The following is a 22,532-nucleotide window of genomic DNA, read 5'->3' as shown; positions in this document are numbered from 1 at the left end:
CGTGGAATTGCTACTTCTGGTGCTCGTGGCCGCTGTCGTCTGGAAGCTCTACCAGCTGAAACGGTCCCCCCATGACGCACCCCTCCGCTCCGTCACCCTCTGCCTGGTCTGTGCCGCGCTGTCGTACCCCGTAGCCATGCCCGGCGGTGCATCCGGCGTCGACACGGTCGCCGGCCATGGGACCGCGAAGCTGATCCAGAACGTGCTGCTGCTGCTGGCGGTCTACTTCCTCATGTGCTTCTACCTGTACTCCGCCGACGAAGAAGCGGGCCGCGGCCGGGCACGTAAGGAAGGCGTCGTCGTCGGGGTGGTCGCGGTTGCGATCACCGTGGCCGCGGAGACTGTGCCGCACGAGGTCTTCGCTGGCAGCTTCAGTACGGCCGACATGACGATTCCGCAGATCGCGTTTTTCTACGGCGGGGCCGGTCTGTACCTCATGTATGCCCTCGGCATGGCCTGCCGGTGGACTCGCCGCTACGCCCGGATGTCCCGGCGCCCGCACTCCACCGGCCTCTGGATGGCAGCGGTCGGCCTGGGTGCCATGGCCGTCGCCTGCGCAATCCGCGCCGTCATCGTCGTCGTTCGGTGGGCCGATGTAGACGTGCCGGGGCCGCTCATGGCTGCGGTGGCCTTCCTCCTGGTGGTCTCCATCATGCTGTTCGCAGCGGGTATCACGTACTCGGGAGCGCGAGCCCGAATCTCCTCCCTGCGCCTCTGGCTCCGGCACCGGCGTGATCACCGTCGGCTCGCCCCTCTGTGGGAGCTGCTGGCGGAGGCGTACCCCGAGAACGTGCTGAAGCCGGCGTCCTCGGCTGCGCTGGACCGGCGACGGGCCCGGGGCGTGCATCGGCGCTACCACCGCCGCATCGTGGAGTGCCGCGACGGCCTGGTGGACATCAGCCCGTACCTGCTGGACGAAGACGACGACAGCGCGGTCCTCAACATCGAGTCCGCCGAGCTTGCTGCACGGCTCCGTCGCGCCTCGGCCCGGATCGGGGAGGGTGTCCCGGCACCGCGTCAGGCGGTCCCTCTCGCCATGGCTCTGGGAAGCGACCGGCAGTCGGATGTGAAACAACTGATAGCAGTGTCCGACGCCCTGCGTGGCGCTGCATAACCCCCAATGATCAAGGAGACGAGATGCTGATCACCGGTGGACGAGTGCTTGTCGACTCGGGGACCTACCTGGAAGACGGCGCGGTTCTCATCGAGGGCGACTCGATCTCTGCTGTCGGGCCGCGGGAGCGGATCGAGGAGCGGGCCGGCGCCGACGTACCCCGCTTCGAGTTCGACGGAACCGTTCTGCCGGGGCTGATCGACGCGCACGTCCACCTCGCATTCGACGGCGGCCCCGATCCGGTGTCCACCCTCCAGGACTCGACGGACGAGGTCCTGCTAGAGGACATGCGCCGTCGTGCGGCACAGCTCCTGCGAAGTGGCGTCACCACCGCTCGTGACCTCGGTGACCGGAGCTGGCTCGTGCTGCGTCTGGCTGCGGAGATCAACGATCGTCGTACGCCGGGACCGGGGATCGTGTCCGCGGGCACGCCCGCGACCACCGTGGGCGGTCACTGCCACTTCCTCGGCGGAGAGGTCTCCGGTGAAGCCGAGGTCCGCGAACTCGTACGTCGTAACCTCGCGGCGGGGGCCGGGGTCATCAAGGCCATGGTCACCGGTGGCGGCCTGACGAAGGATGGCCCCAAGAGCCACGAGAGTCAGTTCTCCGCGGAGGAACTGGCCGCCCTGGTGGACGAGGCCCACAAGGCGGGTGTGCCGGTGGCGGCGCACGCGCACGGTACCGACGGCATCGCTGCGGCCGTGGAGGCCGGCGTGGACACGATCGAGCACTGCACGTGGATGACGAGCGGTGGTCTCGACCTCCGCCAGGACGTCCTGAAGCAGATCATCGATCGGGGCATCACCGTCTGCCCGGCGGTAAGCCCTCACTGGCAGATGCTCCCCCGGATCTTCGGCGAGGAGCGGGCCGCCGCCATGTTCGATCTCGTGCGGCAGATGGCCGACGCGGGCGTACGCCTGGTGGCGGGAACCGACGCGGGAGTACAGCGGGCAGGCTTTGACGGCCTGGTCCCTGCCCTGTCGTTCTACTCCCACCTGGGCCTGGCGAACAGCTCGATCATCGACATGGCGACGTCCGAAGCGGCTACAGCGCTGGGGCTGGGCTCCACGACGGGGCGGATCGCTCCCGGCTACCGCGCGGATCTCCTCCTGGTCGACGGAGACCCGCTCGCTGACCTCGGCGCGCTGAAGAACGTCAGGGCCGTGTTCGCCTCCGGCCTGCGTCATGAGCCGAACGAGGCGGCGGAGTAGAAGTAGCTGTTCCGTGCCTGTTCCCGGGATCGAGTGAGCCCGGGAACAGGCACTACCTGTTTGCTTCGGGGTCGGCCTTGTCCAGCTCGGTCGCGAGATCGTTCAAGATCGAGAGGACATCTGCCGGCAGACCTTCCGCGCCGAGACCACGGGCCCGGGCCCGGCCCACCTTGCCCTGTTTGGCGGCCGACATCAGGCGAAGGCCCTCATAGACCTGGCGAGCGACAGCATCGTCCGGCTCGAAGTACAGACGCGAGACGCCGAAGAAGTGGGCTAGACCTTCCAGGACGACCGGGGCCGGGTCTTCTCCCCTGCCGGTTCGAAGGTCCTCGATCTCCTCAGCCGTGATGACCTGCGACCCCGCGTAGGCGTTCACCGCCTCCGTGATCTCCTCGTCCCCCGGCGCAGTCCCCGCAGGGTAGGAACGCTCCAGGATCAGGGTGATCTTCGCGGCAAGCGTGCGAGGCGGCTCCTCGACGGCTGCGACGGCGGCAGCCTGGTCCATTTCCTCTTCGCCCCTGGCCTTCACGAACGACCGCTCCTGCGCCCGCTTCAGCTCGTCCCCGGTGACGCCGTACGCATTCGCCAGAGCAGGGATGTACCTGTCCTTGAGGCGCCGCACCCCTTGCTCGGCTCCGGCCACGGGACCGTCGCTCTTGGTGCCTATGACCGGCGCCATCTCATACCGGTAGAGGCCGGCGTCGCAACGTAGGTCGGTGAGATCGGGCAGACCATCCCGGGGAAAGAGGTCGTCCAACCGCTGCTTGAGCACCCGTGCGAGGGCGGGCAGCTTCTCCGCGTCAGGCACGGACGAGCCAAGCTCCCACCCCGCCACCGTCGAATCCGCAGCACCGAGGGCAGAGGCCACGTCGGACTGCGAGATCTCGGCGGCTCGACGTACCGAGCGCACACGGGCTCTATCGAAGCGGCGAGCTGACATCAGACCTCGTTTTTTGGACGAACCGAGAAAACCTCGGACTGTTGACTTTTTGTGGGAACCGCGATAGCTTCAGTTTAGCGAAAAACGAGGGCGTTCGCACCCCCTCTGCCTTCGCCCACCTGCAAACCCTTCCGGGGCTCGCCCGGTGGAGAGGAGAAGTCGCGCACGACAGGTGCACGTCCCTTCCCCTCAAAACGCCATCGGCGCCCGAGAGTTCGCACCCCTCGGACGCCAGACAGCTCGTGATCCGCTGCCTCCTGACAAGAGGCGCAAGATCACTCGCACAGCCACTCCGTGTCCCTAGCACGGCACTAACGGAGCGGCGTACCACATAGAGGAGTGTCGCATGTCCCCTACTACGGACTGCAACCCGAAGCCGGATATCACTTGGGGACCGGCTGAGCGGCTGGCCGCACAGCTGACATCCATGCTGCCCGGAGCCGCCGTCGTACAGGTTCGCCTCCAGGGTCCCCGGACCCTCTGGCCCCACCTGGGACTCACCGCCGTGACCGACCGCGGACACACCCTTCGCGTTCCCCGGGCCAAGGCCCTGACGATCGCGCGGTGGATCATCCGCTCGTTCCCTCACGCCGGATGGGCGGCCACAGGAGGCCAGGCATTCGACCTGCGGACGGCCCAGCTGCACAGGCTGGAAGCATGATGTCAGCCGTGGCACCGGCGACCACAGGACCGGCCGCCCTCGGGCCCACCGAATTGCAGGGGCTCGCCGCCGTGATGAACCTGCTCGCACAGGTCGGTGGCATGGACGCGTTGCTGAGCAACCGCCCGTCAGAGCGTCGCGATAACCGTCTCCACATCGGATACAGCGAAGCGGCCGAGCGGCTGAACATCCCGGAAAAGTGGCTGCGCGAGCGAATCTCTACGCTCCCTCACCGGAAGTTCGGAAAGTTCGTGCAATTCGCAGAGGAAGACCTCCGCGCGATTTCCGACATGCACGCCGTAAACCCGGGCGGGACGGACGCAAAGGAGAGCGAGTCGGCACTCATGTCGCTTCAGCCCTCCAAGCGCTCACGCAAGCGTTTCTGACTCTCCTCTTGCGCTCGGTGCGCGTAACCGCGCTTAGCGCCGTGAACATCGTGAGACGAAATGAGCACTGAAATATACAGCCTCATTAAGGCTGCATATCAAGGGGATTGGTCTCCTCTCATCGAGGAGTCAAGGAAAGCCCCGGGGAAACATTGGGCTGAAGAGGCCCGTTGCGCCAACCAAGACATTGACATCTTCGTCCCCCTCGGGGATGGTCCGCGAGAAGATCCCGAGATCGTGAAAGACAAGCTGGGTATCTCACTGAATCGGCCACGTAATCTCTGCGCATCATGCCCGCTGGCTGTGGCTGCCCGGTGTCTGGTCGAATCGCTCAGGGACGACGACGAGTTCGGCATACGGGCTGGACTCCTCGCCTCGGAGCGGTCGACGATCCGCACCGCCTGGCAGCAGCGGGCGAACGAAGAGGCCGTCCAGGGCGCCCTTCAGGGCTCTACCGCAGCGCTGAGCAAGGTCGAGCGGGAGGCGGTAATCGCTCGATTCGCGGCGGACCCATCGGAACCTGCCGCTGTCGCTCGGGGGCTCGGCGTTACGCACGAATACCTCTTGAAACTCGCGCGACGCCACCGGAAGAAGTCCCAGTCGACGCCGGCCGCGCCTCAGCCTGCTTACAGCGCTGACGCCGCCTGACGCACCGCTAAGAAGAATCGATTCTTCTCACAAGAAATTTTGCGGCTCCGGGAGCTTCCCCATGCTTCAGAACGACTCCGCCGCTTCGCCGTGCCTCAATCTCGGTGACGCCATCCGCGAAATAGCCCCCACGGCAGTGCTGGCCCGTGTCTTTCCAGAGCGCCGGGCTGTTACCCACCTCTTCGAATCGGACTTCTACCGCATGCTTATCGACCGCCAGACCGAAGAAAGAGTGGCACGCATGATCAGGCGGAATTTCGGCGACGCCGCTGATTGGCGCCGCGCACACGATTTCTATCTGCCCACCGGGACGCTGCATCTCGCTCCAGAGCCGCATCAGAACGGGTACGTCCCGGAGGATGATCACTCTTTTGGTCTTGCGCTCACCCGGCGTATAGCGATATCTGACGGGAGCGACTGATGAGCGACATAGCCACCGAATTGGTCTGGTCAGATTCCAAGTCGTGCAGGGGCTCGCGTCTCGTCATGCTCGCACTCGCCCGTGAGGCCGATGATATGGGCAAGGCTACGCTGACCCTGGAAGAGATATCCCGCCTCACCCGCCTCACCGCCCGCTCGATAACGAAGTGCCTCGGAGAGTTGGCGATGCTCGGTGAACTCAGCCACGAGCGCGGTGGGGGTGCTTCCAACCCCAACAGCTACTCAATCCTCCTTTTTGATCAGGGAGCCGAGACTCCGGCTGACTCGAGCGCAGACCTTCCTACTCCGTCTCCGGAACTTCCGGAAGAGGGAACAAGGTTCCAGGACGTCTCTTCCCAGAATGACCCTTCGGCGGCCGCAAGTGGGAAGTCTCTGCGTAGCGAGTCGGAAGTTTCTTCCTCGCGTACGCGTGGTGGTAATACTCCCTACGGGAGTATTACCACCACCAAGAAGCAAGCTAGCTTGCTTGGGTCGAGCCGACAAAACAAGGCGACTGGCCAAGATTCGGTCGAGGTTCCGGATGGTGCCAAAGAGCTGGTAACAGCGATAACCGGCGCCGGAATGCTCGTCGGCTGGCGGCTGACCGAATCGGAATGGGATCGGGTAACAGCTCTCGCGGCTCGCTGGGGGCATGCACGGTTGGTTGAGATGGTGGCGCGGCGTTGGAACGCCGACCGGCCGCCCCAGTCCGCTCGCTACCTGCTCCGTATCTGGGCGGATCTCCCGTCACACACCCCCGCAGCAGTACCCCAAGGCAACGTCGTTCCCCTGCGGCGGCAGCCCGGAGGCTGGGTGCCATTTCAGAACACAGCCGAGCCCAGCGCTTACCAGAACGGATTTTGATCATGGCAGAGCCAGAACGCGCGGGCAGCGCCGGATCAATGCATGCCCTGGAACGAATACTCGCTGCGAAAGGAATTCAGGTCGTGCCCGAGAGCCTTGCCGACGAGTCGCCGGAGGAGAACCCGGGTGACCGCGAGTGGCACCGCCGTGCTCGTGCCGAGTACGCGCTGAATCGTTGGCGTACCGCGACCCCTCCTCGGTTCCGCGACGCCGAGGCGACGCTTCCGGAGGTCACCGCTTGGGCCGATCGCGCTCTCTCGGACAACGCTGCCGCTGGCGCTCTGCTCCTCACCGGCCTCACGGGTACGGGCAAGACCCACCAAGCCTACGGAGCCCTGCGGAGGATCGCGGCCGGCGGTCCGGACCGGTTCGAGCTGATCACCATGAACAGCGCAGACATGTACGGCAACCTGCGGCCTTCACAGATCATGGGTGCTGCGGAACGAGAGCTGCGGCGGCTCAGCGAGGTGCAGTACCTACTGCTCGATGACCTCGGTACAGCGAAGGGGTCGGAGTGGACCGAGGAGGTGACGTACCGGCTCATCAACTACAGGTACAACCACTGCCTGCCGACGGTCATCACGTCCAACCTTCCCGCCCGCGATGAGAACGGGCCGGACCTGACCGACTTCGTCGGTGCTCGGGTGGCGAGTCGGCTGGCCGAGATGGTGACCAGCCTCGTGCCGATGATCGGCGCTGACCGGCGGCGCGGCGGGAGGGCGGCTTGATGCCCGTCCGTCTTCACGGAGCGTTCCAAGACGCCGCAGCGTTGTCCACAGCCTGTGCATACGTGGGGCCCCGCAGCCGATACGCGAATCCGTTCAGGGCAGGGGACCGCGGTCCGTCCCCGCTCGGCCCGCCGATGGACGCGGCGGAGGCGGTGGACCTCTTCGCCGCCACGCTCCGGGGACCGGTGGGCCGCTGCTACGCCGACCGGTTCGCCCGAGCACTACGCGGCTTCGACCTGATGTGCACATGCCCTCTCGATGCGCCGTGTCACGCGGACGTCCTCCTCCACATCGCCAACGAATCCGGCGCCGGCGACACGATCCGCACGCGTTACTTCCTGGAAGGCACCCGATGAGTCACCCGATCATGGTCGCTGCGGCCAAGCGCCTCATGGCGGCCGAGGAGCGGCGCACTGCCGCTCGGGAAAACGCCTTCCGTACCTGGGGGCCGAGGTCCACCACCGCGGCGTCGAAGTACGCGCGCCATCTCCTGGGCGCCGAAGCGGTCACGCTCACCTGGGAGGTGCTGGGGCTTCTCTCCTTCGAGGAACACCTCCAGGCGTTCGCGTCGCTCGACACCGTCGGGGGTCAGCATCTGGAGCTGTACTACACCGATCAGGACGGCGTGGAACGCATCTTGCTGCGGGTGTCGTGCGCGAGCTGCCCCAGTCAGCACGTGCACGAGGTGACGTCTCTGGATCAGCTCGGGCAGTTGCTCTCTCAGACCCCGGCCTGGCAGTCCATCGACACGCGCAACGGAGGCAACCTCTGATGCCTCGCAAACCCATAGGACCGACGGAGACAGAACCGCAGAGCGCATTCAGCCTGCGCGGAATGACTGCCTGGGACCGCACAGCGATCATCCTGCTCGGCGCGGCCGGCTTCGCGTTCTCCTATGACGCGCTACGGCAGATCGCCATCGCGATCCACGCGCGGGAAACGCTGAGCTACCTGTTCCCGGTGTTCATCGACGGGTTTATTGCGTACGGCGTGCGAGCGATCGTGCTCCTGCGTCACAGACCCTTCGGCGCCCGGCTGTACGCCTGGTTCCTCTTCCTCGCTGCCACCGGGGCGAGCCTCGGGGCGAACGCCCTGCACGCCATCACGCTGAACCACGGTCCGCAGGCCGGACGGTCCGCGCTGCACCTCACGGACAGTGTCGTCGGTGTGCTGTCGACGCTCGCGCCGCTGGCACTGGCGGGCTCCGTGCACCTGTACATCCTGATGGCGCGGACCGCCGAACTGTCGGTCCGGGACGGTGCAGACAACGGTCCGGGACCGGTCCGCCAAGACGTGCCGCCGCTTGACAGCAGCGCCGTCGCGCCGGAGCCTCGTCCGCTGGAGGTCACGACGACAACTGGAATGCCAAGCATCGCGGCTCGTCCGTCCGCGGCGGACAGCGCTGCTGGTGCCGTCGTTGACCTGCGGAAACACGGGACCGTTCAGAGCGGCGAGTCTCCTTCGAATGATCCGAGTGCGTGTCCGTCCGCGGCGGCGGACCGCACGGAGGAGGAGCGGGACAAGGCGGACGGACTGCCCGCCGTCCTCGCGGACAGCGGTGCAGCGACGCCGCCCCCCACGACTGCCGGGTCCTCGGTCCCGGAGACGGTCCGCGCCCGTGCGGACGGCGAAGAATCGCCCGTCCCGGACGACGCCGATTTCCCGCAGGACCGGGAGGCCGGTGACGAGTGGCTGGAGGACCTGCTGCCGATCGCACGGGCCGCTTCCGAGCAGGCCGGACGGATCAGTCGTGACGCGGTCAAGGAGGCCGTCCGCGCACAGCAGCCGATCAGCAACGACCGCTTGGGCGTCCTCCTGGTCCGGCTGAAGGAAGAGGAGGACGAGGCCGCGAAGGTTCCCGCCGGTTCCTCCAGCGCCCTGTGGTGATCTCATCTCATAGGTGGCTCACGGCCGCTGTGGCCTCTCGCCGCGGGCCGTGAACGGTCCGCTTGATCAGAAGGGAAAGACCATGTGGCGACGCCGACAGAGCCGGGCGGAGGACACTGTCCGCCCCGATGGCGTGCAAGCAGCGTCCGCGCTCGCGCTTTACCTCCAGAACGGTGGCGAACTTGCACCGGTCCAGGTGGCTGACCTCCCCATGGCTGAGGGCGAGCTCGCCCTTGCGGACGTGATGTGTTCAGCCGCCCGGTTCTACGGAACCGACGTCGTGTCTCCGCGATCGGCCGGGTACTTCGAGGACCACCCCACGTTCGGCCGGCGGTGGGTACCCAACCCCCAGCTCGACGCCCGGCGGCACCGAGAGGCGGAAGCTGTCGCTGAACCGCAGTGGCGTGACCACACCCCGGCTCGCTTGGTCCTGACCTCCATCGGAGTGCGACTTAGGCCATCTGGTTCGCCGACCTGGCTGCCGTTCGACCACTCTCTCCTGTCGGCGGTCACGGCGGGACACGCCGAAGTCGTGCTCTCGTACACCGTGTGTGCCCCGCTGCTTCTCGCCGGCCCGGCTGCGCCCTGGCTCGGCGTTGCCATCGAGCACCTGCGCCACGCCTCCCTGTAGAGCCAAACCATCTGAAACCTCGCCCCTATCGCAGAAGTCGGAACCTAATTCCTAGAATTAGGTTCCGACTTTTTTGCTGATTCGAGTTGTCCGCAGACCCCTGCGAGGATTTGGGCACGGCCAACGCCACACGGCACTTCCTGGCCAATGGGGATTCGCTTATCGAATCTCCCCCTTTTCTGAGAGAGGGCTGATGGCCTTGATATGAGTGTTGTCGGCTTCAGCCACGAACCCATTCCTCTGCGCTGCGCCACGGGTTGATATCCCGTACGGACATAAGGATCGACAACAAACAGGTCCGCCCAGCGCTCCCGCACTCAAGGAGCACCACGGCTAGCCGCCGCACGGGCCCTGATCCATTCCTCTGATACTCCGGCAGTCGCCGGTAACAGCCCGCAGGGCGAGTCCCCCCTCCCCTGCGAAGGGGTGTTGCGGTCTCGCACCTCCACGGGACCGCAACACCCGATCTCTCAAAACCCCCTGCACCAAGGTTGTGGTTCCCGCATGCCTCGATCCAGCCCTTTCATACGTATATCTACCGCAATCAGCGTCGTCGGCTCTCTGGCCGCGCTGTCGACCGGCTGCTCCAGCTCGACCGACGGCCCGCCCAAGACCGCGACCGTGCAACCTCACTCCGTCTCGGCGGGCATCCCCGCGACGTCCACTCCGAGCACGGAAGGCCCGGCGTCGCCGCCAAGCACCGCCCTGCCGAAGGACGTTGAGAGCACCGCGCGGACGTTCACCACGGCCTACGCCGAACACGATGCCCGTGACGGCAAGGACGGCTCGTACGCCGATGCCGGCGCTCGCGCGGCCAAGCTCGCAGCGGGTGAGTTGGTGAGCATCCTGGGCCAGCAGCGGCCGAGCCAGGATGCCTCCTGGGCCGCACTGCGGGCCGAGAAGGCCCGCCAGTCGGTCAGGATCACCTCTGTCGTGGTCCCCGACGGCGCACCGGCCGTGACGCAGTCCTCCGCCCTGATTCGCGTGGGCTACAACCTCACGACCACCCCGCAGTCCGGGGAGGAACGGCACAGCAACGAACAACTCGCCCTGCGCCTGGAGCACACCTCCCAGGGCTGGCGCGTCACCGCCATGCCCTGGGCGTGACGGGGCGCCATGAACAAGGGAACACAAGCTGGACTGGGACTTTTCACGGCAGCGGCCATATCGGGTGTCGCTCTGCTGACCACCTTCGGTGGGGCGGACAGCGCTTCCGCGCAGGAGGCCGGTCCGGGCGGCGGCATCACGACGGACGCTCCTGTTCCCGGCTGGGTCCGGGAGCTCATCAACAAGCACGCGGGCGAGTGTCCGCAGGTCACGGCCTCGCTCCTGGCGGCTCAGCTCTACACCGAGTCAAAATTCGACCCCGGCGCGACCAGCCCTGTGGGGGCTCTCGGAATCGCTCAGTTCATGCCCGCGACCTGGGCTGTGCACGGTGTGGACGGCGACGGCGACGGCATCAAGGACATCCGCAACCCGGCCGACGCCATCGCGGCGCAGGCGAAGTACGACTGCACCTTGGCCACAGAGGTCAAGGGTGTGCCGGGGGACTCCACGGACAACATGCTCGCCGCGTACAACGCGGGTGGACCGGCTGTGATCAAGTACGGCGGCGTCCCGCCGTACGCCGAGACACGCGGCTACGTGAAGGAGATCCGCGAACTGGCCGCGAAGTGGGCGGCGGCGGTGAATCCCGACGCGCCTGCGGGCAAGGGTGCTGCTCGCGCCATCTCCGCCGCGAAGACGGCTCTGGGGACTTGGTACCAGTGGGGCGGCGACTGCGTCTCGCCCTACAAGGGCCAGGGCGGATGCGACTGCTCCTCCCTCACCAAGATGGCCTGGGCCTCGGCCGGCGTGAACCTTCCCCGCGTCACCTACGACCAGGTACACGCCGGAACTGCGGTCAAGAGCGTTTCCCAACTCGCCCCGGGTGACCTGCTGTTCAGCGTCCCCGGCAGCGCGGGGCCCGAGCACGTCGGCATGTACATCGGCGACGGCCAGGTCATCGACGCCCCGCACACAGGAGCCCAGGTGCGGATCAAGCCGCTCAGCTACTGGACACCGCAGATCATCGCGATGCGGCACGTCGGCTAATCACCACAAAACATCCAATTCACCATATAAAGCACTAAGGGACTGAAAATGTACAACCTTCTGTCTGCCGCTGCTGATCCTTCCCTGCACACGACCCTCGCCGCCGGAGCTGACGTCGTGTCCGGTGTGAAGCCGGACTGGGGCCCCTTCGGGCAGCTCGGCGGCACCGTGAAGGTGATCCTCGGCGTCGTCGCCGCCGTCGTCCTCGCGGTCGGGGCCGGCGCGTTCCTCGCGGGCGTCGGCAAGTCGAAGGGCTGGTTCGGTGAGGGCCACAGCACGATGGACAGCTCGCGCGGCAAGGGCATGATGGTCGGCGGCCTGGCGTGCGTCTTCCTCGTGGCTTCCTTCGGCACCATCTTCGGCATCACGTACGGCATGGGTGTGTGACCCATGGCTTCCCGATTCCGTAGGAGGAACGATTCCTCCGCGTCGGCCGGAGCACAGCGGCCGTCGGCGAAGCTCTGGGGCATCGCTGCCGGTGGGGCCGCCGTCGTAACCGTGGCCGGGGTGTTCGTGAGCCTCGCCACGGGCAACCCGTCCGACCCTGGCCCCTCGGCGTCATCGCCCGCCCACTCGGCCCCGCAGGCGAGCGGAGAGCGTGGACACGTGGTGCACGGCGTCCCGGTGGGCTACCCGCACACGCAGGCTGGCGCGAAGGCGGCAGCGGCCAACTACACCACGGTCAGCGGAAGTGCTGGCTTCCTCACGGACAAGGACGCCCGGCATCGCGCCGTGTCGGTCATGGCCACCCAGGGTGGCGCCGAGTCCGCAGAGAAGAAGGCCGACCTGGCCGCCGCTCAGGCAGCCGATGCCCTCCGGGGCGACAACTCCAAGGTCTCTGCCGGGCAGGCCATCGCCCGTACCGGTGTGCTCTCCGCTCACGTTCTGGGCTTCGACGCCCACGGGGCCATGGTCCGGCTGTGGACGACGACGGTCCGCGGCAGCGCGGCCGGGCACGCGGCGCCGAAGGTGGGCTTCGAGTCGGTGACGGTCACGCTCACGTGGGAGTCCAACGACTGGAAGGTGAGGTCCAGCGCCAGCACGACCGGACTGGTCGCCCCGGTTGACGCGCGCCAGGCGTCCAACGTCGCGCGGGACTTCTCCGGCTACGTGCCGACCGCTGCAGAAGACCCCGTTCTGAGCGGTGCGGCCGGCCAGAACGGGTTCCCGGCGGGGTACGGACGCGACGAGCACGGCGCCCGCGCCGCCGCTGTCAGCGCCACCATGCTCTACGGCGACCCCCGGTTCTTCACCGATGAGGACTGGCGGCACCGGATGCTGAAGGCCACCGCAGCACCGAGCGTGCTGCACTCGGTCACCTCGGATACGGACTCGACGGCCCGGCTCGTCGTGGAGAACCGCGGGGTCGGTGCCGACGGCAAGGCGGCTGACGGCAGTGAACTGATCACGCGTACGGCGGCTCTGGCCACCCGCGCCATCTCCTACTCCGACCAGGCCGCGAGCATCGAACTGTGGACCGCGTCGGTGGGCGGGGTCGCGGGCAAGGACGAGACACAGCGCCCGCAGGTCGCCTTCCTCCGGATGACCGTGGACCTGGTCTGGGAGGACGGCACCTGGAAGACGACGGCCGTCACGCCGTCCGAACCGCTCGTGCCGTCGCCGCCCACCATGCAGGAGGCAGACCCGGCCGACAGCTTCGCGGACGTGGGGGGTGCCAGCAATGCGCCTGCGACTGCGTGACGACGCTCCCGGTCTGCTGACCATCGAGCGGGGCACCCCCGGCCGCTGGAGGCGGCGCCTTCAGACGGTGGCCATGGTCAACCTGATCATCGGCTTCCTCTTGGTCCCGTCCGCGGTCGCCAACCCGTTCTGCTACATCCCGATGGTGTGCGAGGCGAAGGCAGCGATCGACTTCGTCAAGGACCCCCTGGGCTTCCTGCTCCAGAAACTCACCGAGGCCAATATTTGGTTCTTGAGGAAGATGTTGGAGCTGATCCAGAACACGACGAAGATCGACCTCACGTCGGCTGGCTTCCTGAAGCAGTACGCGATCATCTTCGCGGCCTCCAGCCTGCTCACCGTGGCCCTGTGGCTGATCGCCGTAGCCAAGCGGGCAGTTCGCGGCGTCGCCGTGACCACGGCGGTGTCCGAAGCGGTCGGCTTCCTGCTCCTTCAGTTCGTCGTCAACGCGATGACGCCGGGTGCGATTGCCCTGCTGATGAAAGCGATTGACGAAGTCACGGCCGTGTTCGAGCCGTACGCGACAGCGAACTTCAAGCCCTTCCTGGAGAACATCCTCAAGGTGATGGCAGCGAACCCCACGGAGGGCCCAGGTCAGCTGTTGGTCGTCAACCTGATCATGATGTTCGGTGCTCTGCTGATGTGGATCGAGTTGCTGATCCGTAGCGCGGCCATCTACGTGGCCGTCGCGCTCGGCCCCATCGTGAACGCCGGTCTCGTCGACCGCGATCTGTGGGGCAAGAGCAAGAAGTGGTTCGGCGCCCTCTTCGCGATCGGCCTGAGCAAGCCCGTGCTCTTCGCCTTGCTCGGCCTCGGCGGAGCGATCCTCAGCGACACCTCCGGCAGCATGTCCGACGCGGTCTCCAAGACGCTGGTCGGTGCGCTGATCCTCCTGCTTGCCGTCTTCGCGAGCGCCACGCTCTACAAGTGGGTGCCCGCCTTCGGCGACGAGATGGCCCAGCTCCACCACGACCGGAAGACCGCCCAGTCCTCTGGCCCGGCGGCAGCGATCGACGGTCCTAGCCAGCACGCGAACCGCGCCATCAACAGCCATGTGCAGGACTCCTTGGTCGGCGGCAGCGCGAAGACAGCGGGCAGCGCTGGGGCAAAGATGGGCGGCGGCACGGCCGTGGCCGGGCCGGTCGCCGTAGGGGTGGCCGTGGCCAAGGCCGGCGTCGACATGGCGAAGAACAAGGCCACGAGTTCCCCCGGCATGCAGGGCGCCGACGCCGCCAACGGCGGTGACTCGGAACAGCCCCAGAGCCAGCAGGGGAACGACGACCACGCCGGATCGTCCGGCGCACCGGCCGCTGCTCGCCCGGAGGGAGCGACCTCCAGCCCGGTCGTCAGCTCGCCTCCGGACTCGTCCTCTGCCGGCAGCCACGCAGCGTCCGGGCGTCCACCTGGCACCAGCGGAGCACCGAGTACGGCACAGCCGCCCTCATCGCAGGCTCCCGCGGCGGCGCCCTCTCCGGCACCGACGACTTCCTCCCCCTCCTCCGCATCAGGAACCACCTCGGGCTCCGGGCCCTCGGTCACGCCCACGCCGCCGTCGCGGCCGTCGGGCGGCCAGACACCCGGTCGGCCGACCCCCACCAAGGATCAGTGACCCATGTCGACTCGTACGTATCAGTTCGGAAAGCACCGCCCCACGGGCCTGGTGGGCCGCCGCGACCTCGGCGAACAGGTCGTTCTCGGTGGCGGTGCGGCCACCGGCATCCTGTTCGGCTACCTCTTCAGCGGCGTGACGGCCATCGCGGCGACGTGCCTCGTCGTGCCGATCCTGCTCGCCCTCGTGATCGTGTACGCCCCGTACCGGCCGAAGGGCACGTCCCAGCGGCGCACGCTCTACCGCTGGTGGAGGATCAACCGCTACCACCGCCAGGCACTTCGCCGTACCGGCGGCGTGTGGGTCTCTCCGGCCTTCGAGGCCGGCGTGGGCAGCGACGGCACCCCGCCGGATGCAGCCCTCGCGGAGCCGGAGGGCATCGCGGGCATGACGTGGGTGCCGGTCACGGTCCGCGGTCAGCAGGCCGTCGTCGTCCTCCAGCCGGAGGCCGGCTGCGTCACAGCCACACTGGAAATCGCCTCCCCCGGCCTGGGCGGCAAGGAAGTCGGGGAACAGATTGTCGCCCTGGAGCGCTGGGGCGAACTCCTCGATGCCTTCGGCAACGTTGAGGAACACCCGGTCAAGCGGATTCAGGTCCTCGCCCGGCAGATGAAGTCCGACCCCTACGCCCATCAGCGGTTCATCGCACAGCGCGACGAGTCGGCGGCAACGGCTGACGCTCCGCAGTGGCTGAAGGACTCGTACGACGTGCTCGCCAACGCCGTGTCCACCTCGGCGGAGGAGCACCGCTACTACATCACCATCCACGCGCGCTTCACCCGCGACCTGGCGGCCGAAGGCGCTGCCCGGGGCACCGGTGACGAAGGGGTCGCCGCCGCGATGGCCGCGTACCTGGGAGAACTGTGGTCCCGCGCGGAGGACGCCGACCTGTCGGTGATCGCACCTCTGGACGAGGGCCGGATGACCGCGTTCATCCGTAACAGCTACGACCCGGACCACGCCATCTGGGACACCGGCCTTCCGCAGGCGCACGCCTTCCCCCGCAACGTCGATGTCCGCCACGGAGCGCACGTCGCCACCCGCGCCGCAGGGTCCATCGAAAGCTGGTTCCACGCCACGGCGGCCGTCGTCGGATGGCCCACCACGCCCGTCGGCCCGGAATTCTTGTCGCCCTTGCTGATCGGCATGCCCGACGTGATCCGCACCATCTCGATCACCCAGCAGCTTGAGCCGAACGACAAGGCAGTGGAACGAATGCTCGCGGAGGACACGAACAACCAGGCCGAGATGCACCGGGACCGTCAGCGCGGCAAGAACATCGACCCCCGCGATCAGATCGCGGCTAGCGCCACCGGTTCGCGAGGCATGGCCCTGGCCTCGTCGGGTGCGGCCGGGTCCGCCGTCGTCGGCTACATCACCATCTCCTCGCGCAGCGCCGAGGAGCTGGAGCGCACGAAGCGCACGACCGCTTCCCGTGCCCGCAACGCCCACCTCCGGATCGAATGGCTCGACCTCGAACACGCGCGAGCCTTCTCCACCACCCTCCCCCTCGCCGGAGGCATCAAGTGACTGACCTGCTCGACCTCGCTCCGCTGTCCCCGATGCACCAGACGGTGCGCCGCCCGCTCTACACGGAGACGACCACCAGCCAGGCCCTGTACCTCCCCATCGCGCCGCCGACGCTTGGGACAGCGGGCGCGATCATCGGCCGGGAGCTGTATAGCGGCAAGGCGTTCATCTACTGCCCCTTCTCGGCGTTCGGTGACGGCCTGCCCGGCGGGAACATGATCGTCATGGGTGACACCGGCCGGGGAAAGTCGGCACTCACCAAGACCTACACCGCGCGACAGATCCGGCTCGGCCGTCAGGTGGTCGTGCTCGACACCAAAGAGCAGAAGGAGAGGGAAGAAGGCGAGTGGGCCGCCCTCGGCCGCTCGCTGACCGGAAAGGCACCGGTGAAGTTCGCCCCCGGCGGCGGGCGCGGTGCCTCCTGCATCAACCCGATGGACCCCGCCATCGCGGGCAAACGGCAGATCGAACTGGTACGGACGATCGTCGAACTCGGGCTCGGGAAACCTTTGGATGAGTTCGCCGGCTCCGCACTGCGCATCGCAATCCGCCGGGCCCACCAGCGTGCGGCCGACCTCGGCCGCACGCCAGTCCTGGCGGACGTCGCCGCCGCGCTCCGGTCCCCGGAGGAATCCGACGCGACGGCCAAACAGCGGACGCGGGACGAACTCCTCGGTGATGGCCTGGAAGCGTCCTACGTGCTGGACCGGCTCTGCGGCAGCGAGCAGGACGCGACCGGCGACCTCACCGGAATGCTCGACGGACCGACCAGCCTCGGCGTGGACCTCGACGCCGACATGATCGTCTTCGACCTCACGAAGGTGCCGAGCGGCGGCGTCGCCATGACGATCCTCGTCGCCGTGATCTCAGTCTTCCTCGAAGAGGTGTGGCTGCGCCCGCTGTGCGAGTGCGGGACGGAGCCCAGCCAGCACGAACGCGTCGTGGTCGACGCGAACTCCGGTGCCTGGGAACTCGGGCCGAACCCGGAATCACGCTGCCGTCGCTACACCCAGCGCAAGCGCATCCTCGTCTGCGAAGAAGCGTGGCACATCCTCGGGACTCCCCAGCTCGCTTCACTGCTGGAGAAGTTCCTCAAATTCGCTCGTGGCTATGGGCTGAGCTGCATCTTCATCGTCCACCACCTGTCGGACATCGATGACAGCCCGGAGACCCAAGCCGCTCTGAAGATGGCGGACACCATCGTCATCTACTCCCAGAAGAAATCCGAGGCCGAAGCGACGGTAGCCCGGCTCGGGCTCCCGTCCTGGACGGCGGAACACATCATGCGCCTGCGGCGCGGGATCGCGCTTTGGAAGGTCGGAGAGATCATCTACCCCGGCGTCCAGCATCTCCTGGTCGAAGCCGAGCAGCACCTCTGTTTCTCCTCCGGCTCGATGACGGACCTCACCAGCACTTCCCCGGAAGCCAAATGACCAGGTCCCGCCACCTCTCCGCCGCCGACCCCTTCCACGCAGATTCGGAGCGCGCAGCCTCCATGACCATCACCACCGACGAGACCACGCTCCGGGCCGACGAGCACGCGGTGCGGCAGGACATCGACCAGCTGCACGCCGATGCCCTCGACCTCGCCCGTCGCACGAAGGCGCTGGCCACCGTGCTGGACCACGGCGACTACTCCGCTGCCGGTGGCCGTGTTCGCATGGCCGTCACACACATCTGGCGGGCGGCGGAAGACCTCCACAGCGCCTTCCACACGGCCCCGCCGCGCTGTGCCGGACCCGACGCGTCGCCTTCCCGTCTCTGCGGCCGGCGCATGCGCTACCTCGCGGCCCGGGTCGCGCGGAGGGCCGAGTAATGGAGTTCATGCCGAGCGCGATCTCCCTGGCCCTGTACGCCCTGACCGGTGTGTGCGCCGTGGCCCTGATGACGATCTGGGTCCTGACGAACCGGGGGCGACGCAACGCCGGATTCGCCGCGAAATCCCAGCTCAAACGCCAGATGTCGGCCAAGGCGATCCTCAAGGCCACGGAGATCCGCCCGTCCCTTACCCGCGGTGAAGACCACCCCGCCCGCACGCCAGCGGTGAGCCTCGCGAAGAACCGCTCCGCCGGTTCCTGACCCGCCCCTCACCCCACCTCGCTTCGGAGCACGTCATGCGCCACCAGCCCCTCGATCCACACGACTTCGGCTATTCGCTGGGCACCTCGCAACGCCCGAAAGGCGTAGAGCTGTGGTCCCGCGCCGACAAGGCATGCCGGGTCATCGGCCCCATGGGCAGCGGAAAGACGCTGCGGTTCTTCGCTCCGACCATCCGTAACTGGGCCGGTCCGGTCCTCGCCACCTCGACCAAGCCCGACCTGGTGGAACTGACCCTCGATGCGCGGCGGCGTGATGGTCGGCCGGTCATGGTCTTCGACCCGCAGAACATCGCCCCCTCGCTGCCCAAGTTCCGTTGGACGCCGATCACGGGCGCGTCCGAAACCGAAGTCGCGATGATGAGGGCCAAGGCGTTCGTCGCCGGTTCCCGGACCCCCGGGTCCGCGGCACAGTCCAGCGAGGGCAGCGCCTTCTACAAGGGCCAGGCGGCAAAGATCCTCGCCGCGTTCCTCCACGCCGCAGCTCTCGACGGCGCGAACCTGGACTGGGTGCTGAAGTGGGCGCGCAAGCTGACCGACCCCGCGCCGGTCGGCATCCTCAACGCCCACCCCGGCGCCGGCCCCGGCTGGGCGGACATGCTCCGTACGGCCACCACGGGCGACAGCCGTACCGTCGGCAACACCGCCTCGACCCTCGACGCGGCCCTTGAACCCCTCATGCACCAGTCGGTCATCCGTGCTCTGCAAGGGGACGGGGAGGAGCCTACGGACTTCCACGAGTTCCTTGACGCAGAAGGCACCATCTACCTTCTCGGCAAGGACTCGGAGGTGAACACCGTCTCTCCGTTGACCACGGCGATAGCCGAGGACCTGCTAGACATCGCCGAGGCTCACGCCATCGCGTCCCCGGCGGGGCGGCTCGATCCGGCCCTGCTGGCCGCCTTGGACGAGGCGCCGAACATCGCGCCGATCCCCTCGCTTCGTCAGCGCGTCGCTGACGGCCGGGGCCGAGGCATCACAGTGATCTACGGCCTCCAAGGCTGGGCGTCGGCCCGCGCCCGCTTCGGTGAGGACACAGCGAACGAGCTGGCGTCGTTCACCAATCACGTCGTCGTCTTCGGCGGAGCCAAGGACCCCGACTTCCTCAAGGACATGTCCGACCTGTGCGGGCAGGTCGAGCGGGAGCGCACCACGAAGACCACGAGCGGGGGCGACCGCGGCGGACACTCGACCGCCACACATATGGCGTTGGAACCCGTTCTGCGCGGGGACGAGATCAGGTCTCTCCCCGAAGGTCACGCCTTGGTGCTCGCGGACAACCTCCCGCCTCTCGTCACCCGCCTTGACGGCATGTGGACCTGGGACTCATGGGCCGAGATCGAGGGTCACGTCCGCGAGCTGCGTGCTGCGAACGAGGCAGAGCGCTCCCGGCAGGCCACAGCGAAGAAGAACCAGGCCACGGCGCACGCCGCCGCGTGGGCTGGCCGAGAGGGAGCGGCTGCCGCATGACGAACCCTCTTGCGCACTTCAAGCCCTTTCCCGAGCCGCCCGCACTGATCTTGGAGTACATCGCGGAGCGAAGCGCGGAGGAGTCCGTGCTCGACGGCCCTTCCCCGTGGGATCTCGGTTCCCTATCCGCCGAGTTGCTCGCGTCGATCCCCGCATGGCTCGACTCGGTATGCCGTTGGCTGAACACGGCATACGCCTGGCAGCCGCAGGACGTCATCCCGCCCTGCTGGAAGAAGCACGAGGGCCTGGGATACGAGATCGCGGCCCTGGCTTTCGCCCGGACCGACGCGTACGCGGACGCGGGCTCGACCGTGATATGGCATGAGCAGTACGACCGGTTTCTCACGCGGATGAATAAGGCCCTTGGCAAGGCCGGCGACGAGTGCCGGGTCGGCCGGCACGAAGACCGCCCAGCGCGTTTCCAGCTCGCCGCCTGGCCCGAAGAGGCTGCCAGCGATGCCGACGAACCGAGGTCCACGGAACGCGTCGGGGAGATGGCGTGATGATCACGAACCCCGACATCGTCTTCGCCATGGAGCCCCGTCGCGGCCTGGTGGCACGGAGCGGGTGGGAGCAGGAAGAGGTCCGAACCGTTCTTCGCGATCTCGGTTGGGAGTGGGCGGAAGAATTGCACGCTTTCGTTCCACCGGATGATGCGCCGGAGGTCGGCGCCGGGGTGCAGGCCGTGGAGGAGCTGCATCTGCACGGGCATCGCACGGGATACTCGGTGGGGCGGTACGGCGCCATGCGGCTGACCCTGGACCGCGCGGAGCAGGTGTTCACGAAGCTCGCGGTGCCGGACACCGCCGAGGTCCGGCCCGAGGAGACTCACCAAGACGTGCACCAGACAGAATCGCGTCAGTGGTCGGCTTACAGCCGCAGCACAGCCGGGATGGAAGCCGTCCCACCGGAGGCACCAGAGAGCCCAGCGATCTGATTGCTGAGGCGTTCCAAGGATTCCGTCGCGGACACGGCCGTCTGGTCGGGCGGGCCGAACACGGGGACAACGTCAGCTTTCGCACGTGCGCTCGGCGCGCGCCCTTGTGGCTCCGTGACCAGGGCGGCACCATGAACACGGAATGTGGTGTGGTCCTCCCCAAAATCCCTGGGGAGGACCACACCACATTCCGTTTGACGCAGGACGAAGCGTTTAGTCGATCACCCCGAGGTCGACTTCGCCGGACTTCACCGTGCCGATGAACGCCATGAAGGTGACGCGGGGGAGGCTCAGGGCAGGGCCCTTTTTGTTCTTGGAGTCACGGACGCCAACCTCGGCGCCTCGGTCGGCAACCTCCAGGCAGTTCCCACCGCCCTGGTCGCTGTACGACGACTTGAACCACGACCCTTCCGGCGCGAACTCCGTGGAGGGAACGGGTTTCGTGTGATCAGTCATTTCCATAGTTTCTCTTCGAGTTCCATCAGGAATGACGGCGTCTGGGAGGGCCCCGGCGCCGCCTTTACCATGGCATCGAACTGCCTTTGGTACTGCCCAACATCGGAGGGCTTCGACCACATGGTGATGGATCTGTAGCCGTCGCTCTGGACGACGGCGTCCAGCTCATCGAACTCCAACACCGTGAAGCTGAAACCGGCACGGTAGGTGGACAGGTCTTCGGGGATGATCTGAACCTCGACGTTGTCTTGCTCGCAAAGGCGAATGATCTCCGCATACTGAGCGCGCATCACTTCGGGGCTGCCGATCTTCGTGCGCAGCGTGTTCTCGGTCAGGATGATGTGGACCTCGCGGTCCCCTTCCAGCAGCTTCTTGCGCTCCATCCGAGCCAACACGCTTCGCTCTACCGCGTCGGTCGTTCGCTCCTCCACGACCTTGGCGGAGCCCATGAGCGCGCTCGCGTACTTCTCGTCCTGGAGCAAGCCGTGGACGACGTTGTTCTCGAAGCCCCGGATGCGCACGGATTCGCGCTCAAGGCCGAGGTAGCGCGGCATCCCCGAGGGGAGCACGTTCCTGAAGGTCGTCAGGGGCTCGCTCTTGAGTGAATCGCGCTGCATCTGGAGGAGGACGTCGCGGTCACTGGGTTCTATGACGTCGTACTCGTCCATCAGCGCTTCGAGGTCTGCCAGCTTAGGCAACGGGATCTCGCCGGCTTCCACACGGCTCAGCTTCGATCGAGAGAAGCCCAGCTTCGTGGAGACAGCTTCAGCGGTGTAGGAGTCCACCCCGCCGTCGGGTGTAGTCGTCTCCTCAGCGTACTTCTTCTTCCGCTCACGCAGTTCACGCAGCTCCTTGCCGAGCATGACCCGCAGATACGTCGGTCCCCGTCGTGCCGCCACCTGACCCCTTATTTCGGTGTGCTGTCCACTAGATCGAAGCTCCTGTCCCCCTGATCGAGGTATCTGTCCGTCAGGAAGAGGGAGATGTCCGGAGTTTGGCACGGCCTGTCCTCTCTGCAACACCCCCTGCCCGCTAACTGTCACATGCCAATTAGTGCTCGTTCGGGGTTTCCCTTGAATGTTAACTAGCGCGCCCAGCAAGCTAGTTCTGGAAGCCGAACCGGAGAGTCGTCTTCGTCGGCCCCTCGGG

General features: G+C 67.0%; 27 protein-coding genes. 24 read left to right on the top strand and 3 right to left on the bottom strand.

Annotated features, from left to right (window positions below; translation table 11 throughout):
- Position 1 precedes the first annotated feature (1 nt).
- Both J7I97_RS05495 and J7I97_RS05490 read left to right on the top strand, forming a co-directional pair.
- Positions 2 to 1,114, top strand: coding sequence for an MAB_1171c family putative transporter (locus tag J7I97_RS05495; protein ID WP_214931255.1), 1,113 nt, complete (start codon positions 2 to 4; stop codon positions 1,112 to 1,114).
- A gap of 23 nt (positions 1,115 to 1,137) precedes the next feature.
- Positions 1,138 to 2,325: an amidohydrolase family protein gene (locus J7I97_RS05490; protein WP_214931254.1), complete on the top strand. Its 1,188-nt coding sequence runs from the start codon at positions 1,138 to 1,140 to the stop codon at positions 2,323 to 2,325.
- Positions 2,326 to 2,377: 52 nt separating this feature from the next.
- On the opposite strand, the gene J7I97_RS05485 is transcribed toward J7I97_RS05490, so the two are convergent.
- The gene (locus J7I97_RS05485) at positions 2,378 to 3,235 is read right to left on the bottom strand and encodes a helix-turn-helix transcriptional regulator (RefSeq protein ID WP_308378342.1); all 858 of its coding nucleotides are present in this window, start codon (positions 3,233 to 3,235) and stop codon (positions 2,378 to 2,380) included.
- A 376-nt stretch (positions 3,236 to 3,611) separates the two neighbouring features.
- Between J7I97_RS05485 and J7I97_RS05480 the strand changes: the two genes are divergently transcribed.
- The 22 genes from J7I97_RS05480 (at position 3,612) to J7I97_RS05375 (ending at position 20,927) form a co-directional block, all read left to right on the top strand.
- Entirely contained in the window at positions 3,612 to 3,926 is a 315-nt protein-coding gene (locus J7I97_RS05480; RefSeq protein WP_214931252.1) for a transcriptional regulator, read from the top strand.
- 8 nt (positions 3,927 to 3,934) lie between these two features.
- Complete coding sequence (locus J7I97_RS05475; protein ID WP_308369289.1) at positions 3,935 to 4,312, top strand: hypothetical protein; 378 nt, start codon at positions 3,935 to 3,937, stop codon at positions 4,310 to 4,312.
- Between the two features lie 60 nt (positions 4,313 to 4,372).
- Positions 4,373 to 4,960, top strand: coding sequence for a WhiB family transcriptional regulator (locus J7I97_RS05470; RefSeq protein ID WP_214931251.1), 588 nt, complete (start codon positions 4,373 to 4,375; stop codon positions 4,958 to 4,960).
- A gap of 61 nt (positions 4,961 to 5,021) precedes the next feature.
- A complete protein-coding gene (locus tag J7I97_RS05465) occupies positions 5,022 to 5,381 on the top strand; it encodes a hypothetical protein (RefSeq protein ID WP_214931250.1) in 360 nt (119 codons plus the stop codon).
- Positions 5,381 to 6,244 (top strand): hypothetical protein, encoded by an 864-nt coding sequence (locus tag J7I97_RS05460; RefSeq protein WP_214931249.1) that lies wholly within the window; start codon positions 5,381 to 5,383, stop codon positions 6,242 to 6,244. Before J7I97_RS05465 ends, J7I97_RS05460 begins: the two co-directional genes overlap by 1 nt.
- A 2-nt stretch (positions 6,245 to 6,246) precedes the next feature.
- Positions 6,247 to 6,972 (top strand): ATP-binding protein, encoded by a 726-nt coding sequence (locus J7I97_RS05455; RefSeq protein ID WP_374195441.1) that lies wholly within the window; start codon positions 6,247 to 6,249, stop codon positions 6,970 to 6,972.
- A gap of 62 nt (positions 6,973 to 7,034) precedes the next feature.
- A complete protein-coding gene (locus J7I97_RS05450) occupies positions 7,035 to 7,328 on the top strand; it encodes a DUF4326 domain-containing protein (RefSeq protein ID WP_308378341.1) in 294 nt (97 codons plus the stop codon).
- Positions 7,325 to 7,744 (top strand): DUF6195 family protein, encoded by a 420-nt coding sequence (locus J7I97_RS05445; RefSeq protein WP_214931246.1) that lies wholly within the window; start codon positions 7,325 to 7,327, stop codon positions 7,742 to 7,744. Before J7I97_RS05450 ends, J7I97_RS05445 begins: the two co-directional genes overlap by 4 nt.
- Before the next feature lie 62 nt (positions 7,745 to 7,806).
- Positions 7,807 to 8,859 carry a DUF2637 domain-containing protein gene (locus J7I97_RS05440; protein ID WP_214931245.1) on the top strand — a complete coding sequence of 351 codons (1,053 nt, stop codon included), beginning with the start codon at positions 7,807 to 7,809 and terminating at the stop codon, positions 8,857 to 8,859.
- Positions 8,860 to 9,070: 211 nt separating this feature from the next.
- Positions 9,071 to 9,490 carry a hypothetical protein gene (locus J7I97_RS05435; protein WP_251058502.1) on the top strand — a complete coding sequence of 140 codons (420 nt, stop codon included), beginning with the start codon at positions 9,071 to 9,073 and terminating at the stop codon, positions 9,488 to 9,490.
- A gap of 504 nt (positions 9,491 to 9,994) precedes the next feature.
- Positions 9,995 to 10,597, top strand: a complete 603-nt coding sequence (locus J7I97_RS05430; RefSeq protein ID WP_214931243.1) for a hypothetical protein — start codon at positions 9,995 to 9,997, stop codon at positions 10,595 to 10,597.
- 9 nt (positions 10,598 to 10,606) lie between these two features.
- Positions 10,607 to 11,584 carry a bifunctional lytic transglycosylase/C40 family peptidase gene (locus J7I97_RS05425; protein ID WP_214931242.1) on the top strand — a complete coding sequence of 326 codons (978 nt, stop codon included), beginning with the start codon at positions 10,607 to 10,609 and terminating at the stop codon, positions 11,582 to 11,584.
- A gap of 48 nt (positions 11,585 to 11,632) precedes the next feature.
- The gene (locus tag J7I97_RS05420; RefSeq protein WP_214931241.1) at positions 11,633 to 11,971 is read left to right on the top strand and encodes a hypothetical protein; all 339 of its coding nucleotides are present in this window, start codon (positions 11,633 to 11,635) and stop codon (positions 11,969 to 11,971) included.
- A 3-nt stretch (positions 11,972 to 11,974) separates the two neighbouring features.
- A complete protein-coding gene (locus J7I97_RS05415; protein WP_251058501.1) occupies positions 11,975 to 13,285 on the top strand; it encodes a hypothetical protein in 1,311 nt (436 codons plus the stop codon).
- The gene (locus J7I97_RS05410) at positions 13,266 to 14,894 is read left to right on the top strand and encodes a hypothetical protein (protein ID WP_251058500.1); all 1,629 of its coding nucleotides are present in this window, start codon (positions 13,266 to 13,268) and stop codon (positions 14,892 to 14,894) included. The genes J7I97_RS05415 and J7I97_RS05410 overlap by 20 nt, the downstream gene beginning before the upstream one ends.
- A 3-nt stretch (positions 14,895 to 14,897) precedes the next feature.
- Positions 14,898 to 16,424, top strand: coding sequence for an SCO6880 family protein (locus J7I97_RS05405; RefSeq protein WP_251058499.1), 1,527 nt, complete (start codon positions 14,898 to 14,900; stop codon positions 16,422 to 16,424).
- Complete coding sequence (locus tag J7I97_RS05400) at positions 16,421 to 17,857, top strand: ATP/GTP-binding protein (protein WP_214931240.1); 1,437 nt, start codon at positions 16,421 to 16,423, stop codon at positions 17,855 to 17,857. The genes J7I97_RS05405 and J7I97_RS05400 overlap by 4 nt, the downstream gene beginning before the upstream one ends.
- Positions 17,854 to 18,240 carry a DUF6238 family protein gene (locus J7I97_RS05395; protein WP_214931239.1) on the top strand — a complete coding sequence of 129 codons (387 nt, stop codon included), beginning with the start codon at positions 17,854 to 17,856 and terminating at the stop codon, positions 18,238 to 18,240. Before J7I97_RS05400 ends, J7I97_RS05395 begins: the two co-directional genes overlap by 4 nt.
- Positions 18,240 to 18,503: a hypothetical protein gene (locus J7I97_RS05390; RefSeq protein ID WP_214931238.1), complete on the top strand. Its 264-nt coding sequence runs from the start codon at positions 18,240 to 18,242 to the stop codon at positions 18,501 to 18,503. The genes J7I97_RS05395 and J7I97_RS05390 overlap by 1 nt, the downstream gene beginning before the upstream one ends.
- A gap of 35 nt (positions 18,504 to 18,538) precedes the next feature.
- Positions 18,539 to 19,990 (top strand): type IV secretory system conjugative DNA transfer family protein, encoded by a 1,452-nt coding sequence (locus J7I97_RS05385; RefSeq protein ID WP_214931237.1) that lies wholly within the window; start codon positions 18,539 to 18,541, stop codon positions 19,988 to 19,990.
- A complete protein-coding gene (locus J7I97_RS05380) occupies positions 19,987 to 20,493 on the top strand; it encodes a hypothetical protein (protein ID WP_214931236.1) in 507 nt (168 codons plus the stop codon). Before J7I97_RS05385 ends, J7I97_RS05380 begins: the two co-directional genes overlap by 4 nt.
- Positions 20,493 to 20,927, top strand: coding sequence for a hypothetical protein (locus tag J7I97_RS05375; protein ID WP_251058522.1), 435 nt, complete (start codon positions 20,493 to 20,495; stop codon positions 20,925 to 20,927). The genes J7I97_RS05380 and J7I97_RS05375 overlap by 1 nt, the downstream gene beginning before the upstream one ends.
- 213 nt (positions 20,928 to 21,140) lie before the next feature.
- On the opposite strand, the gene J7I97_RS05370 is transcribed toward J7I97_RS05375, so the two are convergent.
- Positions 21,141 to 21,383 carry a DUF397 domain-containing protein gene (locus J7I97_RS05370; RefSeq protein ID WP_214931234.1) on the bottom strand — a complete coding sequence of 81 codons (243 nt, stop codon included), beginning with the start codon at positions 21,381 to 21,383 and terminating at the stop codon, positions 21,141 to 21,143.
- A complete protein-coding gene (locus tag J7I97_RS05365; protein WP_214931233.1) occupies positions 21,380 to 22,246 on the bottom strand; it encodes a helix-turn-helix transcriptional regulator in 867 nt (288 codons plus the stop codon). The genes J7I97_RS05370 and J7I97_RS05365 overlap by 4 nt, the downstream gene beginning before the upstream one ends.
- Between the last annotated feature and the right edge of the window lie 286 nt (positions 22,247 to 22,532).

It is taken from the genome of Streptomyces sp. ISL-87, assembly GCF_018614095.1.
Classification (GTDB): Bacteria; Actinomycetota; Actinomycetes; order Streptomycetales; family Streptomycetaceae; genus Streptomyces.
The sequence above is the reverse complement of the archived record's forward strand: the minus strand, read 5'-3'. Positions and strand labels throughout refer to the sequence as shown.

Excerpts from the sequence above, each read along its gene's own strand:
- J7I97_RS05490 (WP_214931254.1), top strand. The coding sequence starts at position 1,138 with ATGCTGATCACCGGTGGACGAGTGCTTGTCGACTCGGGGACCTACCTG.
- J7I97_RS05480 (WP_214931252.1), top strand. The coding sequence starts at position 3,612 with ATGTCCCCTACTACGGACTGCAACCCGAAGCCGGATATCACTTGGGGA.
- J7I97_RS05470 (WP_214931251.1), top strand. The coding sequence starts at position 4,373 with ATGAGCACTGAAATATACAGCCTCATTAAGGCTGCATATCAAGGGGAT.
- J7I97_RS05465 (WP_214931250.1), top strand. The coding sequence starts at position 5,022 with ATGCTTCAGAACGACTCCGCCGCTTCGCCGTGCCTCAATCTCGGTGAC.
- J7I97_RS05460 (WP_214931249.1), top strand. The coding sequence starts at position 5,381 with ATGAGCGACATAGCCACCGAATTGGTCTGGTCAGATTCCAAGTCGTGC.
- J7I97_RS05455 (WP_374195441.1), top strand. The coding sequence starts at position 6,247 with ATGGCAGAGCCAGAACGCGCGGGCAGCGCCGGATCAATGCATGCCCTG.
- J7I97_RS05445 (WP_214931246.1), top strand. The coding sequence starts at position 7,325 with ATGAGTCACCCGATCATGGTCGCTGCGGCCAAGCGCCTCATGGCGGCC.
- J7I97_RS05440 (WP_214931245.1), top strand. The coding sequence starts at position 7,807 with ATGACTGCCTGGGACCGCACAGCGATCATCCTGCTCGGCGCGGCCGGC.
- J7I97_RS05435 (WP_251058502.1), top strand. The coding sequence starts at position 9,071 with ATGGCTGAGGGCGAGCTCGCCCTTGCGGACGTGATGTGTTCAGCCGCC.
- J7I97_RS05430 (WP_214931243.1), top strand. The coding sequence starts at position 9,995 with ATGCCTCGATCCAGCCCTTTCATACGTATATCTACCGCAATCAGCGTC.
- J7I97_RS05425 (WP_214931242.1), top strand. The coding sequence starts at position 10,607 with ATGAACAAGGGAACACAAGCTGGACTGGGACTTTTCACGGCAGCGGCC.
- J7I97_RS05420 (WP_214931241.1), top strand. The coding sequence starts at position 11,633 with ATGTACAACCTTCTGTCTGCCGCTGCTGATCCTTCCCTGCACACGACC.
- J7I97_RS05415 (WP_251058501.1), top strand. The coding sequence starts at position 11,975 with ATGGCTTCCCGATTCCGTAGGAGGAACGATTCCTCCGCGTCGGCCGGA.
- J7I97_RS05410 (WP_251058500.1), top strand. The coding sequence starts at position 13,266 with ATGCGCCTGCGACTGCGTGACGACGCTCCCGGTCTGCTGACCATCGAG.
- J7I97_RS05405 (WP_251058499.1), top strand. The coding sequence starts at position 14,898 with ATGTCGACTCGTACGTATCAGTTCGGAAAGCACCGCCCCACGGGCCTG.
- J7I97_RS05395 (WP_214931239.1), top strand. The coding sequence starts at position 17,854 with ATGACCAGGTCCCGCCACCTCTCCGCCGCCGACCCCTTCCACGCAGAT.
- J7I97_RS05390 (WP_214931238.1), top strand. The coding sequence starts at position 18,240 with ATGGAGTTCATGCCGAGCGCGATCTCCCTGGCCCTGTACGCCCTGACC.
- J7I97_RS05385 (WP_214931237.1), top strand. The coding sequence starts at position 18,539 with ATGCGCCACCAGCCCCTCGATCCACACGACTTCGGCTATTCGCTGGGC.
- J7I97_RS05380 (WP_214931236.1), top strand. The coding sequence starts at position 19,987 with ATGACGAACCCTCTTGCGCACTTCAAGCCCTTTCCCGAGCCGCCCGCA.
- J7I97_RS05375 (WP_251058522.1), top strand. The coding sequence starts at position 20,493 with ATGATCACGAACCCCGACATCGTCTTCGCCATGGAGCCCCGTCGCGGC.
- J7I97_RS05370 (WP_214931234.1), bottom strand. The coding sequence starts at position 21,383 with ATGACTGATCACACGAAACCCGTTCCCTCCACGGAGTTCGCGCCGGAA.
- J7I97_RS05365 (WP_214931233.1), bottom strand. The coding sequence starts at position 22,246 with ATGCTCGGCAAGGAGCTGCGTGAACTGCGTGAGCGGAAGAAGAAGTAC.